Genomic DNA, 16,552 nt, shown 5'->3' on the forward strand with positions numbered 1-16,552 from the left:
GACCACCTCCACGTCCACCCCGCGGGCACCGTGAGGTCGACCGCCCCGCTCGGAGCGTCGTGCCTCACCGGTTTCCGGACGCCGAGCCGATCTCCACCACCCGGGCCCAGGCGGGCGGTGAGTCCGGCACGTACTCCGGATTGTTCTCCCGTCGCACCCGGCTCCTTCCCGGCCGGGGGAACAGACCGATGACGGTACGGCATGACGGCCGCGCGCTCGGCCACGGCGTCTGGCCGTCGGTCAGGGCCACGACGACGTCCGGCCGGGGGCGCGAGCGCAGCGCCTTCTCGAAGCCCGTGCGCAGGTCCGTGCCCCCGCCGCCGACCAGCGGGATGCCCTCGGCCCGGCACAGCGGACGTACGACCCCGGCCGCCGCGTCGCACGAGAGCACATTGACCAGATCCCGGCGGCCGCCCACGGCACGGGAGATCGCGGTGACCTCCAGCAGGGCGCTGCCCAGTTCGCTGTCGCTGACCGAGCCGGAGGTGTCGATGATCACGCAGACCCGGGGCGGCCGACGCCGCAGACTCGGCAGCACCGCGCCGGGCACCCCCGCCGAGCGCCGCGACGGACGCCCGTAGCTGTAGTCGTCGCCCGCGCCGGAGCCGGCGACCGCCGCACGCAGCGCCGCGCCCAGCAGGTCCCGCCACGGCTGCGGCGGATGGAACGCCTCCTCCGCCCACCGTTGCCAGCCCTGCGGGGTACTCCCGGGACGCGCCTTGATGCCCTGCGCCACCCGGAAGCGGACCGCGTCCCGCTCCTGCTCGCTCAGCCCGTCCGCCCCCTCGGGCCCCAGGTCCCACTCGCGCTCCAGGCCGTCGGCTCCACTGCCGCAGTCCAGCCAGGACAGGTCGAGGGTGAGCGGTCCGAGGCTGATCCCGCTCAGGTACTCCTCCATCAGCCGCCCCTCGGGCAACCTCAACCGCCCCGGCCGCACGACACCTTCGGGCTGGACCAGCCCGTCGCCGTACACGTCGTCGTTGATCTCGCAGTCCGCGGCGATGTTCATCCGCAGCCGGTCCCCGACCCCGGTCAGCCCACGTTCCCGGGCGACCCGGTCACCGCGCCCGTGGTGGTCGCGCAGCAGGTGGGACACCTCGTGCACCCACACGCCCGCCAGCTCCTCCACGGGCATCCGGTCCACGAACGCCGGGGAGACATAGCACCGCCAGTGCCGGTCGACGGCCATCGTCGGCACCCGCTTCGACTCGACGGTGTGCAGCGCGAACAGCGCGGTGGCCAGGTACGGGCGGGCCCGGGCGGCGTGCAGACGGGCGGCGAAGAGCTTGTCGCGGTCCAGGTGTCCCCCCTCTTCGGGGGTGTTCGCGCTCATCGGCGGGCCTTGGCGGCGACCGCGGCCCGGTCCGCCCGCTGTGACAGCGCCACCGTCCCGGCGAGCCTGTCGATCGCCGCCGGTACGTCCCAGTCCTGCTGCCGCAGCGATGCGAGCGTGGTCGCGGGCACGACCACCAGATCCGGGGCCCCGGTCTCCAGCGCCCGCACCAGCACCGCCCACGCCGCGTCCCAGCGGGCCCGGTCCGGACGGGCGCGTACGGCCGCCACGACACCGTCGAGCACGGCCTGCCGCAGGTCTCCCCGCTCGGGGAGGGCAGCCCCCGCGGGATCGGCGAGGACGTCCTCCGGGTCCGGGAGGTCCAGCCGGTCCAGGCTCGCCAGCAGCTCCAGTCCGGGACCGTCGCCCACCGTGCCCCGGACCAGCAGGGACAGCACGTCCCGCGCGGAGCCGGCCGCGGTCGCGAAGGCGACCAGGGACAGCGTCATGTCCCAGCTCCGGGGCGAGGGCCAGGGACCGCCCCGACGGGTCTCGTTGGTGGGAAGCCGGTGCACGAGCGTGGGTCGCGCGGCGAGCAGCCCGCACACCGCGCGCCGGGCGAAGTCCACGGCCTGAGGCAGCTTCAACGGATCGAGCCTCGGCAGCGTGGCCCGCGGCCAGGTCCCACCGAGCCCGCGGACGACGACCTCGTGGTCGTGGGTCCACTGGAGATGGACGAACCGGTTGGCCAGCGGCGGGCTCAGCTCCCAGCCGTCCGCCGCCGAGGACTTGGGGTTGGCGGCGGCCACGATCCGTACACCGGGCGGCAGTTGGAGGGCGCCGATCCGCCGCTCCAGGACGAGCCGGAGCAGCGCGGCCTGGACGGCGGGCGGCGCGGTGGACAGCTCGTCCAGGAACAGCAGCCCCCGTCCGGCCCGCACCAGTCGTACCGCCCAGTCCGGCGGGGCCATCGGCACGCCCTGGGTGGCGGGATCGTCCCCGACCACGGGCAGCCCCGAGAAGTCGGACGGCTCGTGCACGCTGGCGATCACTGTGGTCAGCGGCAGGTCCAGGGCCGCGGCGAGCTGGGTCAGGGCCGCGGTCTTGCCGATGCCCGGTTCACCCCACAGCAGGACCGGCAGATCGGCGGCCACGGCCAGGGTGAGTGCCTCCAGCTGGGAGTCGGGGCGCGGTTCCGTGGTGGAGTCGCGCAGGAGGGTCAACAGATCGGCGGCGACGTCGAGTTGGGAGGCAGGAGCAGGAGCAGGAGCAGGAGCGGGAGCGGGAGCGGGAGCGGGAGCGGGAGCAGCGGCGGTCATGGGCATGAGGCATCACCTGAGGGCTGGGAGTGGCAGGGAGGAGGAGACCGGTTTCCCGGTGGAGAATTCAGTTCGCGTGACGAGGACGGGCACGCCGGTTGCGGGAGTCACGCTCGCTCGGACGCGGGCGGAACCGGGTGGGCCCGGGGCCCGTCAGGCCCGCCCTGAACAGGCCGTAGGTGACACGCCGTTGCGCGGCCGCCTCCAGTTCGTCCCGGAGGGGGCCGGTGCGCAGCAGCGCCTCGGGCCCGAGCAGTCCTTCCACGACGGCCAGCGCGCCGGCGGTGTCGCCGTGCACGAGACGTTCGCGGACGCCGTCCAGGCAGTGCGGACGGCGGTGTGCCTCGCCGATCGCCTGGAGACAGGGGAGCGGGGTGCCGGTCAGCGCGACCAGCAGTGCCTCGCGCCGGATCTCGTCCGGATCGTGGTCGAGCGGGGCCAGTACCCCGTCGACCAGGCCGATCCGGTGGCGGGCTCCCCGGCACTCCACGAAACGCGGTCGCCCGGGTCGGTCGGGGGTGCGGGGCGGTCCGGTGGCAGCGCTGTCCGGAGCCAGCGCGGCGGCGACCAGCGGGTGCAGCCGGTCCGCCCCGATCGCGCACGCGCGCAGCAGCTGGAGGTCGGGCAGCACCCAGGTCGCCGCGTCGGGCAGGACGGGAAGCGCGGAGACGGCAGCGGCCGAGGGGGTCGGCACGGGCCGTGGCACGTCGTCGTCCGCGGCGAGCTCCAGCACCAGCCGGTGCCGTCCGCCGAACCGCACCGACACACAACCGCCCAAGCGCCCTTCGGCCGCGAGCAGTATCCGCGCCTCGGCCGCCCAACGGTCGACGGCACAATCGGGTGGTATCTCCAACTCGGGCTCAGTGAAGGGAGGTTGCTCGGACGCCGACGGAAGTGGTGGCTCGCCGGCCCCCGACCGCCCCGGCAGCTCCCCGACCCTGCCCGCATCCCACAGATGCCGGTGCAGATCCAGCCGGAACCGTCGGTTCGGACGCGGGTGCGGATGCGGATGCCGTACGGCGTCGCCCGTGGACCGGGACCACAGCGCGAGGCTGATCCGCTGCCCGGCATCGGCCCAGGTGGGTGCGGTCCGGGCCACGAGATGCACGGGGCCCTCGACGGCCGCGTACCGTGCCAGTGTCAGGGTCAGCCCGGGCCGCAGCAGCCCGTCCGGGGCGATCCTCGGCAGGTGCCAGCGCAGCAGGTCGGGAGCGAGGGCGCGGAGATCGGACCGGACCCGGGACGCCAGCTCCCGGCCGTGATCGCGTGCCACCGCACGGAGGTTGAGATCGACGTCGAAACCCGCGGCGGCACACGCCCCCGCCCAGTCCCCGGCGAGGCGACGGGCGGTCGCGGTCTCGATCATGGAGGCCGGCACGGCGAACTCGCGCACGCGCGGCCAGAAGGACGTACGGATGTCCTCGTTCGCGGTCGAAGTGAGCATCAGCACTCACCTTGCGCGGACGGGACCCCCCATCGTTCAGGAGTGTGAGTCGTCATCGTGGAGCAGCGTAGGCCGCCCTCCGCGCATCCGCCACGGGTTTTCCACGGGGTTAGCCTGGGGCGTGATCGCATTCCCGCTCGGCGCCGCCACCACACTGGCCGAACTCGCCGGTGACCCGCATCCGAGGCTGGCCCGGCTGCGGGCCCACGAACCCGTGTCCTGGCTGCCCGAGCTGAACGGCTGGCTGGTGACCCGCCGCGATCTCGCGCTCGACGTGATGCGCGACGCCGAGTCCTTCACCGTGGACGACCCCCGCTTCTCGACCGCGCAGGTCGTGGGCCCGAGCATGCTCTCCCTGGACGGCGACGAACACACCCGCCACCGCGAGCCGTTCACCGCGCCCTTCCGCCCGCGTGAAGTGCGGGACGGGTTCGCCGGGTTCATCGAGCGGGAGACCGACCGTCTCGTCACCGCACTGGAACCGGCGGGCGCCGCCGAACTGCGCCGCGCCTTCGCCGGCCCGCTCGCCGTCGCCGTCGTCACCGAGGCACTCGGGCTGGCGGGCGCCGGCACGGACACGGTGCTCTCCTGGTACGACGCCATCGTGCGGTCGGTCTCGGACCTCACCGAGGGCCGCGCGGCAGGACCTGCGGGCCCCCAGGCGTACGCACAGCTGCGGCAGGCGGTCGAGGCCACGGTCGCGGAAGGGGCCGGCTCCTCGCTGCTGACCTCCGCCGCCGGCCGGCTGGCGCTGCCGGAAGTGGCCTCCAACGCCGCGGTGCTGATGTTCGGCGGCATAGAGACCACCGAGGCGATGATCACCAACGCCCTGCTGCACCTCCTTCGCCACCCCGACCAACTCGCCCTCGTCCAAGCCGACTTCGCGCTGCTGGACGGGGCGATCGAGGAGTCGCTGCGCCTCGAACCAGGCGCGGCTGTCGTGGACCGGTACGCCACCCGTGACCTCACCCTCGGCCCGGCCACGATCCACCAGGGCGACCTCGTCACCGTCTCCCTGACGGGCGCCAACCGGGATCCCGCCGTCTTCTCCGACCCCGACCGCTTCGACGTGCGCCGCGCGAACTCCCGCCTCCAACTGGCCTTCGCGCACGGCCCCCACTACTGCCTTGCCGCCCACCTGGCCCGCTTGGAGACCCGCATCGCCCTGCGGCAGCTGCTCGACCGCCTCCCGGGCCTCCGGCTCGATCCGGACCACCCGACCGCCCCGCACGGCCTGGTCTTCCGCAAGCCGCCCACGCTGCACGTGCGGTGGGGCTGAGCTGAGCGGCGCTCAGCCGGCCTGTTTCACCTCCAGGGACAGGTCGTTGTCGACCGTGTAGTAGGGCCGCACGACGGTCTTCCCGGCCGTGGCGCCGGGGTAGACGAAGACCCGCTTGCGGTCCGCCACGTCGTCCAGGAGACGGGCGAGCCGGATCATCGCGGCGCCGGGAGCGGGTCGTGCGAACAGGTCCCAGATGCCGAGGTCCAGAGTCTCGTCGGCGACCGTGAACGAGAAGCTCCGGCCGTCCTCCGCGACCAGTGGCTCAAGCGAGCGCACGGTCGCCTCACCTTGCCGCGGCCGCAGCAGCACCTCGGCTCCGTCCGGCAGCGAGGCGCCGTGCAGCCGGGCCGTGATCCTCAGCGTCCCGCCGGTGACGTCGACGCGGCCGACCTCCGCGTGCGCGGGCCGCAGCCAGGTGCGCACCGCGAGGTAGCCGTCCTCGGTGACATAGGGGACCCGCACGGCCAACGGCCCGCGCCGCTCCCGGACGTGCCCGTCGACCAGGGTCCGCAGGTCGCGCGGGCCCGGACGCAGACGCGTGCGCTCGGACCCGTCCAGCAGATACACGTCCCACCGCCCCTCCGCGAGCACGGGATCCGGGCCCAGTACGGCCTGGGCGCGCCCCTCGCCGACCGGGCCCAGGTCGAGGACGTGCAGGGTCTCCTCGGGCTGCCCCTTCTTCGGGCGCAGCCGCAGCAACAACCCGTGGCCCTGGGCCGCCGTCAGCTCGAAGGCGATCCGGCCCTCCGCGTCGACCGTGCATCCGGCGCGTGGCGTGGTCATGAACGTCCCTTCCGTACGAGGCGCAGCGCGCCGCTCGCCGCGATCAGCGCGGTGTCCCTGGCGGCCGAGCCCCGGGCGGTCAGAGCCGCGCCCTGGCGCTGCCGCACCACTGGCCGGCCCGCCCTCCGTGCCGCGACCGCCTCCTCGATGAGCCGCTCCGCCTGCTCGACGACGGGGCCGGGGGCGAACCGCTGGGCGTTCTCCAGAGCCGCCCTGCCCATACGGCGGCGCCGTTCGTCGTCCCCGACCAGCTCAAGGAGGGCGCCGGCCAGCGCGTCCCGGTCACCGACCGGCACCAGCCGGCCGTCGACCCCGTCCGCGATGATCTCGGCGGGCCCGTGCGGACAGTCGGTGCTCACCACGGGCAGACCGCAGCGCATCGCTTCGACGATCGTCATGCCGAAGGGCTCGAAATCGGAGGTCGCCGCCCCGATCGAGCCCTTGACCCACTCCGCCTCCATCGGAGCCGCGGCACCCATCAGGAAGACGTTGTTCCACAGGCCGAGGTCGGTGATGAGCCGCCGCAGCCGGTCGTGCTCGTCGCCCTTGCCGTAGATGCGCAGCTGCCAGTCCGGATGCTCGGCGGCGACCGCGGCGAACGCCTCCACGAGAAGGTCGTACCGCTTCAACGCGACCAGCCGTCCGGCCGCGACGACCACCTTGGCGGAGCCGTCCGCGGCCGGAAGCACGGGATCCGGCACACTGTTGGGAAGTGCCTCGACCCGTACGCCGGGCAGCCGCATCCGGCGCCGGTAGGCGGTCGCGTCCGCCTCGGTGACCGTGGTGATGACGTCGAGCCCGCGGTAGGCCCGGCGCAGCGCGGTGCGCAGCCGGGGCGAGTGGTTGTCCAGGGTGAGGTGCTCCTGACCGATGCGGGCGACATGGGGCGGCGCCTGGCCGGCGAGATGCACGTTGAGTCCTGGACGGGTGCCGATCACCGCGTCCGCGTCGATGGTGGCGAGGGCCTCGGATATGCGCTGGTCGGTCAGTTCGCTGTACTGCCCGTACCGGTACTCCGAGCGCGGGAACACCCGCGCCGGTCTCAGATGCGCCGGGTGCTCCTTCTCCTGCCTCAGATCGACCAGCGGCCGCAGCGAAACCCGGGGATCCAGCACGAAGTTGGGCAACTCCCGGTGCCGCAGTACGGAGACGATCTCCACCTCGTGTCGTTCGGCCAGTGCCTGGGCCAGGTTGAACGTGGTGGTGATGGTGCCTCCGATCGCATAGGCGTTGTGGAGCAGGAAAGAGATCTTCATGCCGGGCTAGACCACCCGGCACTGCCTCCGGTTGACCCCCGTTACCCATTCGTGGTGTCCTCGCCGCCCGGACGTCATGCCGTGTACTGGTATGCGGGATAAGTGAGGTAGCCGTTGTCGCCGCCCTGGAAGTAGGTGGCCTCGTCGTCGGGGGCGATCGGCAGGTCGGTGCGCAGTCGCTCGACCAGGTCCGGGTTGGCGATGAAGGCGCGGCCGAAGCTGATGAGATCGGCGCCGAGGCCGAGCCAGTGGTCGGCCTCGGCACGGCCGGTCTGCTTGGCGCCCAGCGGCAGCACGGGGTTCATGACGAGGGCACCCGGCCACGCCCGGCGCAGGGCGAGGAGCGTCTCCTCCGGGGCGGTGGCCTCCAGATGGACGTAGGCCAGTTCGAGACGGGACAGCTCGGTCAGCAGCGCGGTGTACAGCTCCTCGACCTCGGTCTCCTCCACTCCCCAGAAGGTGCCGCCCGGCGAGAGACGGATACCGGTCCGCTCCGCGCCCACGGCGTCCACGGTCGCGGCGGCCGCCTCGACGGCGAACCGGATCCGGCCGGCCACCGAGCCGCCGTAACGGTCCGTGCGCAGGTTGCCGTTGGAGGAGAGGAACTGGGAGATCAAGTAGCCGTTGGCACCGTGCAGTTCCACCCCTTCGAACCCGGCGTCCACGGCGCGGCGGGCGGCCTCGGCGTACGACTCGGCGTGCTCGGGCACTTCGTCGGTGGCGAGTGCCCGCGGGACCGGTGCGGGCTGGGGTCCCGTGGGGGTGAACACCTCGCCGGTGGCCGGGACTTCGGAGGGCCCGACGGGTCGCAGGCCGTTGGTGTCCGGGTGCGAGACCCGGCCGCCGTGCATGATCTGGGCGAAGATCCGGCCGCCGTTGGTGTGCACGGCCTCGGTCACCGGGCGCCAGGAGGCCACCTGCTCGTCGGTGTACAGCCCCGGCGTGCCCGGATTGGACTGACCGACCAGGCTCGGCTGCACCCCCTCGGTGACGATCAGGCCGGCCGTGGCCCGCTGGGCGTAGTAGCGCGCCATCGACGGCGTCGCCAGACCGCCCTCGGCGGCCCGCACCCGGGTCATCGGGGCCATGACCACCCGGTTGGGCAGCCGCAGTCCGCCGAGCCGGAAACCGGTGAAAAGCGTCGTCACGTCACGTCTCCTTCGTGATCCGTCGTACCCGTGTCCCGGGCACGCGGTTACGCTAAAACCTGACGTCGACGTGAGGGTCAAGTCCGTTCGGGAGGAACACGTGCGCATCGGGGAACTGTCGGCACGGGCCGGGGTCAGCGTCCGGGCCCTGCGCTACTACGAGGAGCAGGGCCTGCTCACCAGCGCGCGCAGCGCGAGCGGGCAGCGGCACTACACGGAGGCCGCGGTCGAGCGCGTGGTCTTCCTCCAGCGGATGTACGCGGCCGGCCTGTCCAGCCGCACGATCACCGAACTCCTCCCGTGCGTCGAGTCCCCCAGCGCGGAGACCTCCGACGCCGCGCTGGAGAGGATGGCCGAGGAGCGCGACCGACTCTCCGAACACATCGAGGACCTGATCCACACCCGGAACGCCCTGGACGGCCTGATGGCCGTGAACCGGGCCCACCGGGAGAGTTTGCGGACGGGGTGACGGGCTGCGTTTCCGGGAACGACCGGTCCATCCGGGACGCCCTCGGCGGGTGGGTGGCCATGAATCGGGTCCGGCGGGGGAGTTTGCGGGCCGCCGTGACGTCCTGAGTTCCCGGGACCGGCCGGGTCCAGGGGGCGTCGCGTGCGGTGCGGCGAGGGGTGTCCGACGTCGCGCCGGGCCTGATGGCGGCCTGGGGAGTGGGACCGGTTCTGCGGGCACATCGGGGACCTGATCCGTCCCCGGGGCGGCCATGAATCGAGTTCGCCGCGAGAGCCTGCGGACGAGCTGACGGGCTCGGCTTCCGGGACCGCCAGGTCCACCTGATCCGCACCGGGACGCCCCACCCCCGCTGGCGGCCACGAACCGCGCCGCCCGCCGCGAGGGCCTTCGCGTGGCGTGACACGCTGGGGGCACCGCAGTCGGTCGGACCGAGGAGCTTTACGTGACGTATGACATCGACGCCCTCCGCTCCCACTTCCCGGCTCTGGCCGCCGGTATCGCCCACTTCGACGGTCCCGGCGGTACCCAGACCCCCGAACCGGTCATCCGGGCCATCGCCGACGCCCTGGCGCAGCCCCTGTCGAACCGGGGACGGATCACGCTGGGGGAGCGCAACGCCGAGCGGATCGTCACCGAGGCCCGGCGGGCCATGGCCGATCTGCTCGGGGCCGACCCGGCGGGGATCGTCTTCGGCCGCAGCGCCACCCAGCTCACCTACGATTTTTCGCGCACCCTCGCCAAAGCCTGGTCACCCGGCGACGAGGTGGTCGTCACCCGCCTCGACCACGACGCCAACATCCGCCCCTGGGTCCAGGCCGCCGAACAGGCCGGTGCCACCGTGCGGTGGGCCGAATTCGACCCGAAGGCGGGGGAGTTGACGGTCGACGCGATCCGGGCCGTGCTGTCCGGGCGCACCCGTCTCGTCGCCGTCACCGCCGCCTCCAACCTGATCGGCACCCGCCCCGACGTCCCCGCGATCGCCGAGGCGGCCCACGAGGTCGGCGCACTCGTCCACGCCGACGGCGTCCACCACACCGCCCACTCCCTCGTGGACCTGGAGCAGCTCGGCGCGGACTTCTTCGTCTGCTCGCCGTACAAGTTCCTCGGCCCGCACCACGGAGTCCTCGCCGCCCGACCGGAGTTGCTGGAGACCCTGCGCCCGGACAAGCTCCTGCCCTCCACCGACACCGTCCCGGAGCGCTTCGAACTGGGCACACTGCCCTACGAGTTCCTCGCCGGCACCACCGCGGCGGTCGACTTCCTCGCCGAGCGGCTGGACCCGGACGCCACCGGCGGCCGGAGGGAGCGGCTGGCCGCCGGGTTCGCCGCCCTCGAAGCCCACGAACACGTCCTGCGCGACCGGATCGACAAGGGGCTGGCCGCGCTCGACGGCGTGACCGTCCACTCCAGGGCCGCCGACCGCACCCCGACCGTCCTGCTGACCTTCGAGCAGCACAGCACGGCCGACGCGTACGCCTTCCTCGCCGAGCGCGGCGTCCAGGCCCCGGCCGGCTCCTTCTACGCCGTCGAGGCCTCCCGCCACCTCGGCCTCGGCGACACCGGCGGCCTGCGCGTCGGCCTCGCCCCCTACAACGACGTACAGGACGTCGACCGGCTCCTGACAGGACTGGCAGACTTCCTGAAGAGGTGAAGGGAGAGCCGCCCATGACCACGTTCCCCACCGCACGAGACGTACGGACCACCCCGGAAGGCCTGCTGTGGGAGCCCAGCGAGCGCTGGGTGCGCGGCCGCAAGGCAGACGTCACCGTCGTCGACAGCCGGCACCCCGTCCTCGTATGGGAGCCCGACGTACCCGTACCGGTCTACGCCTTCCCGCGGGCCGACGTCCGTGAGGACCTGCTCCGGCCCGCCGAGAACCCGGCGACCGGCACCCACACCGGATCGCAGGTCTTCTACGACCTCGAGGTGGACGGCGAACTCGTCGAGAACGCCGCCTGGACCTTCCCGGCCGCCGACCTCGCCGGCCACATCGCCTTCGCGTGGTTCCGGCGCTGGGGCACCGGCCTCGACCACTGGTACGAGGAGGAGGAAGAGATCTTCGTCCACCCCCGTGACCCGCACAAACGGGTCGACGCCATGCCCAGCAGCCGCCATGTCCGGGTCGAGATCGACGGGACGGTCGTCGCCGACACCCACCGTCCCGTCCTGCTCTTCGAGACAGGCCTGCCCACGCGCTACTACATCCCGCGGGAGGACGTCCGCCTCGACCTCTTCGAAGCCACCGACCACCACACCGACTGCCCCTACAAGGGCACCGCCGAGTACTGGTCGCTGGGCGACCACGCGAACATCATCTGGAGCTACCCGGACCCGCTCCCCGCCGTGGCCGCCGTCAAGGGGCTGCTCGCGTTCTTCAACGAAGCCGTCGACCTCACCGTGGACGGGGAGCGCCTGGAGCGGCCGGTGACCCCCTTCACCGGTACCGTGAAGTGATCGTCCCGTGCGGCCACCGTCGTACCTGCGCGAATCATCCCCAAACCGTCCGCGACACGTGACCTGACTCTCATGGCCACCGGCGGTCTTTGCCGAGAACATGGGTGCGTCACCGGCAGGCCGAAGGGAACGGGAATGCTCCGCAAGGTACTGGTCGCCAACCGTGGTGAGATCGCGATCCGCGCGTTTCGCGCGGGATTCGAGGTGGGCGCGAGGACGGTCGCCGTCTTCCCCCACGAGGACCGCAACTCGCTGCACCGACTCAAAGCCGACGAGGCCTACGAGATCGGCGAACCGGGCCATCCCGTGCGGGCCTACCTCTCCGTCGACGAGATCATCCGCGCCGCCCGCCAGGCCGGCGCCGACGCCGTCTATCCCGGCTACGGCTTCCTCTCCGAGAACCCCGAGCTCGCGCGGGCCTGCGAGGAAGCGGGCATCACCTTCGTCGGCCCCAGCGCCGACATCCTCGAACTGACCGGCAACAAGGCCCGCGCGGTCGCCGCCGCCCGCGCCGCCGGCGTACCGGTGCTCGGCTCCTCGGCGCCCTCCACCGACGTGGACGAGCTGGTCAGGGCGGCCGAGGACGTCGGCTTCCCGGTGTTCGTGAAGGCCGTCGCCGGTGGTGGCGGGCGCGGTATGCGCCGGGTCGAGGACCGCGCCCAGCTGCGCGAGTCCATCGAGGCGGCCGCGCGCGAGGCGGCCTCGGCCTTCGGTGACTCGACCGTCTTCCTGGAGAAGGCCGTCGTCGAGCCCCGCCACATCGAGGTGCAGATCCTCGCCGACGGGCAGGGCAACGTCATCCATCTGTACGAACGCGACTGCTCGGTTCAGCGCCGCCACCAGAAGGTCATCGAGCTGGCCCCCGCGCCCAACCTCGACCCGGACCTGCGCGACCGGATCTGCGCCGACGCCGTCCGCTTCGCCCGCGAGATCGGCTACCGCAACGCGGGCACCGTCGAGTTCCTCCTCGACCGCGAGGGCAACCACGTCTTCATCGAGATGAACCCGCGCATCCAGGTCGAGCACACGGTCACCGAGGAGGTCACCGACGTCGACCTCGTCCAGGCCCAGCTCCGGATCGCGGCGGGCGCGACCCTCGCCGACCTCGGCCTCTCCCAGGAGGCGGTGCAGCTGCACGGCGCGGCCCTCCAGTGCCGTATCACCACCGAGGACCCCGCCAACGGCTTCCGCCCGGACACCGGCCGCATCAGCGCCTACCGCTCGCCCGGCGGCTCCGGCATCCGCCTCGACGGCGGCACCACCCACGCCGGTACGGAGATCAGCGCCCACTTCGACTCGATGCTGGTCAAACTCAGCTGCCGGGGACGGGACTTCACCACCGCGGTCAACCGGGCCCGGCGTGCCGTCGCCGAGTTCCGCATCCGCGGTGTGGCCACCAACATCCCGTTCCTCCAAGCGGTGTTGGACGACCCGGACTTCCAGTCGGGCAACGTCACCACGTCGTTCATCGAGCAGCGCCCGCACCTGCTGACGGCCCGTCACTCCGCCGACCGCGGCACGAAGTTGCTGACCTACCTGGCCGACGTGACGGTCAACAAGCCGCACGGCGAACGGCCCGACCTGATCGACCCGGTCAGCAAGCTGCCCCGGGTGGACACCGCGGTGGAGCCGCCCGCGGGCTCCAAGCAGAAGCTCACCGAGCTCGGCCCCGAGGGCTTCGCCCGCTGGCTGCGCGAGTCGCCGACCATCGGCGTCACCGACACCACCTTCCGCGACGCCCACCAGTCGCTGCTGGCCACCCGCGTGCGGACCAAGGACATGCTCGCGGTCGCCCCGACGGTCGCCCGCACGCTGCCCGAGCTGCTCTCCCTGGAGTGCTGGGGCGGCGCCACCTACGACGTCGCCCTGCGCTTCCTCGCCGAGGACCCCTGGGAGCGGCTCGCCGCCCTGCGCGAGGCCGTGCCCAACCTCTGCCTCCAGATGCTGCTGCGCGGCCGCAACACGGTCGGCTACACCCCGTACCCGACCGAGGTGACCGACGCCTTCGTGCAGGAGGCCGCCGAGACCGGCATCGACATCTTCCGCATCTTCGACGCCCTCAACGACGTCAGCCAGATGCGCCCCGCCATCGAGGCCGTACGCGCCACCGGCACCTCGATCGCCGAGGTCGCCCTCTGCTACACCTCGGACCTCTCCGACCCGAACGAGCGTCTCTACACCCTCGACTACTACCTGCGCCTCGCAGAGCAGATCGTCGACGCGGGCGCCCACGTCCTGGCCGTCAAGGACATGGCGGGCCTGCTGCGCGCCCCCGCCGCGGCCAAGCTCGTCTCGGCGCTGCGCCGCGAGTTCGAGCTGCCGGTGCACATCCACACCCACGACACCTCGGGTGGCCAGCTCGCCACCTACCTGGCCGCGATCCAGGCGGGCGCGGACGCCGTGGACGGCGCTGTGGCCTCCATGGCCGGTACGACCTCGCAGCCCTCCCTCTCCGCGATCGTCGCCGCGACCGACCACTCCGACCGGCCGACGGGGCTGGACCTGCGGGCCGTCGGCGACCTGGAGCCGTACTGGGAGAGCGTCCGCAAGATCTACGCCCCCTTCGAGGCGGGCCTCGCCTCACCGACCGGGCGCGTCTACGACCATGAGATCCCCGGCGGCCAGCTCTCCAACCTGCGCACCCAGGCCGTCGCGCTCGGCCTCGGCGACCGCTTCGAGGACATCGAGGCGATGTACGCCGCCGCCGACCGGATCCTCGGCCACCTGGTCAAGGTCACACCGTCCTCCAAGGTGGTCGGCGACCTCGCCCTGCACCTGGTCGGCGCCGGGGTCACCCCCAAGGAGTTCGAGGAGACCCCGGACCGTTTCGACATCCCGGACTCCGTGATCGGCTTCCTGCGCGGCGAGCTCGGCACCCCGCCCGGCGGCTGGCCCGAGCCCTTCCGCACCAAGGCGTTGCAGGGCCGCGCCGACGCCAAGCCCGTCAAGGAGCTGAACGCCGAGGACCGCACCGGCCTGGAGAAGGACCGCCGCTCGACCCTCAACCGGCTCCTGTTCCCCGCCCCGACCCGCGAGTACGAGACACACCGTCAGTCCTACGGCGACACCAGCCTCCTGGACAGCAAGGACTTCTTCTACGGCCTGCGTCCGGGCAAGGAGTACGCCGTCGACCTGGAGCCCGGCGTGCGGCTCCTCATCGCGCTGGAGGCGATCGGCGAGGCCGACGAGCGGGGCATGCGCACGGTGATGTCCACGCTCAACGGCCAGCTGCGGCCCATCCAGATCCGCGATGCCGCGGTCTCCTCGGACATCCCGGCCACGGAGAAGGCCGACCGCTCCAACACCGGCCATGTCGCCGCCCCGTTCGCCGGAGTGGTCACGCTCGCCGTGAACGAGGGCGACGAGGTCGCCGCCGGAGCGACCGTCGCCACCATCGAGGCCATGAAGATGGAGGCCTCGATCACGGCCGCGAAGGCCGGGCGGGTCTCCCGCCTCGCCATCAACAAGATCCAGCAGGTGGAGGGCGGTGACCTGCTGGTCGAGATCGCCTGAGCCGGCGCGATCGCCCGCGGGGAGTCCCCGCGGGCGGCCGGTGACGGGGAGGAGCCCTCGGCATGACAGTGATCCACGAAATCAACACCCTTGTCTGGCTGGGCGAGTTGAGTCACCGCTACGGCCGTCCCGTCACCCTCGGCGACGTGCCCGGCGAGGTCTGGGACGGTGTCGCGCCGCCCGGCGTCGACACCGTGTGGCTGATGGGCGTGTGGCAACGCAGCCCGGCCGGGCTGGAGATCGCCCTGCGCGACCAGGGGCTCATGGCCTCCTTCCGCGAGGCCCTGCCCGGCTTCACCGGGGCGGACATCGCCGGATCGCCGTACTGCGTACGCGACTACGTCGTGGACGCCGCACTCGGCGGACCGGAAGGACTGGCCGCCGCCCGCGCCCAACTCGCCGCGCGGGGAGTGCGGTTGATCCTCGACCACGTCCCCAACCACGTGGCCCCCGACCACCCCTGGCTCACCTCGGCCCCCGACCGTCTCGTCCGGGGCACCGCCGACGACCTGGCCCGCGACCCGGCCGGCTTCATCGAGGCAGGGGCGGGGATCTACGCCCGCGGCCGGGACCCGTACTTCCCGCCCTGGCCCGACGTCGTGCAGGTGAACGCCTTCAGCGAGGCACTCCGAGAGGCGACCGTCGCGACCCTCGTGGCCATCGGCGACCAGGCCGACGGCGTGCGCTGCGACATGGCCATGCTGCTGATGAACGACATCTTCGGCAGGACCTGGGGAGAGCGCGCGGGAACCGCCCCCGCCGAGGACTTCTGGCCCTACGTCATCGCGCGCACAAGGGCCCGCCACCCCGACTTCCTCTTCGTCGCCGAGGCGTATTGGGACCTCGAACAGCCCCTCCGGCAGCAGGGGTTCGACCACTGCTACGACAAGCGCCTCTACGACCGTCTGCTGCACGAGGACGCCGACTCCGTCCGCGCCCACCTCGCCGCCGACCTCGCCCACCAGCGCGGTCTCGTCCGCTTCCTGGAGAACCACGACGAGCCTCGGGCCGCCGCCACCCTGCCCGGCGACCGGGGACGCGCGGCGGCCGTCGCCGTGGCGACCCTGCCCGGCGCCACGCTCTGGCACGAGGGCCAGTTCGAGGGCCGCCGGGTGCGGCTCCCCGTCTTCCTGCGCCGCAGACCGCAGGAGCCCGTCGACGAGCCCCTGCGGGACTTCTACGGCCGGCTGCTGCCCGCCGCTGCCGCCGTACGCCGGGGAGACTGGCGGCCGGTGACATCGACGGGTCTGCCGGACAACGACAGCCACCGCAACCTGCTGGCCTGGACGTGGACGCACGCCGACGCCCGCCACCTGGTTGTCGTGAACCACTCCGACCGTCCGGCCCAGGCAAGGCTGCCCCTGCCGTGGGACGACCTCAGGGGCCGCTCGTGCCGGGCCACCGACCTGCTCACCGGCGCGGTGTACGACCGTGACGGAGACGAACTGACCGGCTCCGGTCTGTTCGTGTCCCTGGAGGCCTGGGGCCACCACGTCCTCAAGTGGTGACCGCCACGGCGGGGGCGTACCGTCGAACGGAGACCATGAGCAGCGACCCGCAGGCGAGTTCTGCACCACGGACGGCCACACCGGACTCCGGCGGCGGCGGAAA

The 16,552-nt window shown here is 72.7% G+C and carries 12 protein-coding genes; 6 read left to right on the forward strand and 6 right to left on the reverse strand.

Annotation, left to right across the window (positions count from 1 at the left end; translation table 11 throughout):
- Window positions 1-64 precede the first annotated feature (64 nt).
- From ACGFWE_RS22090 to ACGFWE_RS22100, 3 genes are all read right to left on the reverse strand, one after another.
- A complete protein-coding gene (locus ACGFWE_RS22090; protein WP_393601109.1) occupies window positions 65-1,333 on the reverse strand; it encodes a VWA-like domain-containing protein in 1,269 nt (422 codons plus the stop codon).
- On the reverse strand, window positions 1,330-2,592 hold the full coding sequence (locus tag ACGFWE_RS22095; protein ID WP_393601950.1) for an AAA family ATPase: 1,263 nt from the start codon (window positions 2,590-2,592) through the stop codon (window positions 1,330-1,332). The genes ACGFWE_RS22090 and ACGFWE_RS22095 overlap by 4 nt, the downstream gene beginning before the upstream one ends.
- Before the next feature lie 67 nt (window positions 2,593-2,659).
- Window positions 2,660-4,036: a hypothetical protein gene (locus tag ACGFWE_RS22100; protein ID WP_393601111.1), complete on the reverse strand. Its 1,377-nt coding sequence runs from the start codon at window positions 4,034-4,036 to the stop codon at window positions 2,660-2,662.
- A gap of 121 nt (window positions 4,037-4,157) precedes the next feature.
- Between ACGFWE_RS22100 and ACGFWE_RS22105 the strand changes: the two genes are divergently transcribed.
- Window positions 4,158-5,315, forward strand: a complete 1,158-nt coding sequence (locus ACGFWE_RS22105; protein WP_393601113.1) for a cytochrome P450 — start codon at window positions 4,158-4,160, stop codon at window positions 5,313-5,315.
- Between the two features lie 12 nt (window positions 5,316-5,327).
- Here ACGFWE_RS22105 and ACGFWE_RS22110 read toward each other — a convergent pair whose 3' ends face one another.
- The 3 genes from ACGFWE_RS22110 to ACGFWE_RS22120 all read right to left on the reverse strand — a co-directional run bounded on the left by ACGFWE_RS22110 (window position 5,328) and on the right by ACGFWE_RS22120 (window position 8,505).
- The gene (locus ACGFWE_RS22110; RefSeq protein WP_393601115.1) at window positions 5,328-6,101 is read right to left on the reverse strand and encodes a hypothetical protein; all 774 of its coding nucleotides are present in this window, start codon (window positions 6,099-6,101) and stop codon (window positions 5,328-5,330) included.
- Window positions 6,098-7,357, reverse strand: coding sequence for a glycosyltransferase family 4 protein (locus tag ACGFWE_RS22115; protein WP_352386671.1), 1,260 nt, complete (start codon window positions 7,355-7,357; stop codon window positions 6,098-6,100). Before ACGFWE_RS22115 ends, ACGFWE_RS22110 begins: the two co-directional genes overlap by 4 nt.
- Window positions 7,358-7,431: 74 nt before the next feature.
- Window positions 7,432-8,505: an alkene reductase gene (locus ACGFWE_RS22120; RefSeq protein ID WP_393601117.1), complete on the reverse strand. Its 1,074-nt coding sequence runs from the start codon at window positions 8,503-8,505 to the stop codon at window positions 7,432-7,434.
- A gap of 100 nt (window positions 8,506-8,605) precedes the next feature.
- On the opposite strand from ACGFWE_RS22120, the gene ACGFWE_RS22125 reads away from it, so the two are divergent.
- The 5 genes from ACGFWE_RS22125 to ACGFWE_RS22145 all read left to right on the forward strand — a co-directional run bounded on the left by ACGFWE_RS22125 (window position 8,606) and on the right by ACGFWE_RS22145 (window position 16,449).
- Window positions 8,606-8,974: a MerR family transcriptional regulator gene (locus tag ACGFWE_RS22125; protein WP_393601119.1), complete on the forward strand. Its 369-nt coding sequence runs from the start codon at window positions 8,606-8,608 to the stop codon at window positions 8,972-8,974.
- Window positions 8,975-9,416: 442 nt separating this feature from the next.
- Window positions 9,417-10,625 (forward strand): cysteine desulfurase-like protein, encoded by a 1,209-nt coding sequence (locus ACGFWE_RS22130; protein ID WP_352386665.1) that lies wholly within the window; start codon window positions 9,417-9,419, stop codon window positions 10,623-10,625.
- 14 nt (window positions 10,626-10,639) lie between these two features.
- The gene (locus tag ACGFWE_RS22135) at window positions 10,640-11,428 is read left to right on the forward strand and encodes a DUF427 domain-containing protein (protein ID WP_352386663.1); all 789 of its coding nucleotides are present in this window, start codon (window positions 10,640-10,642) and stop codon (window positions 11,426-11,428) included.
- 135 nt (window positions 11,429-11,563) lie between these two features.
- Entirely contained in the window at window positions 11,564-14,941 is a 3,378-nt protein-coding gene (locus ACGFWE_RS22140; RefSeq protein ID WP_352386661.1) for a pyruvate carboxylase, read from the forward strand.
- A 62-nt stretch (window positions 14,942-15,003) separates the two neighbouring features.
- Complete coding sequence (locus ACGFWE_RS22145; RefSeq protein WP_393601122.1) at window positions 15,004-16,449, forward strand: alpha-amylase; 1,446 nt, start codon at window positions 15,004-15,006, stop codon at window positions 16,447-16,449.
- The last annotated feature ends 103 nt before the right edge of the window (window positions 16,450-16,552 follow it).

The sequence above is a fragment of the Streptomyces sp. NPDC048523 genome, from assembly GCF_043199815.1.
GTDB lineage: Bacteria > Actinomycetota > Actinomycetes > Streptomycetales > Streptomycetaceae > Streptomyces.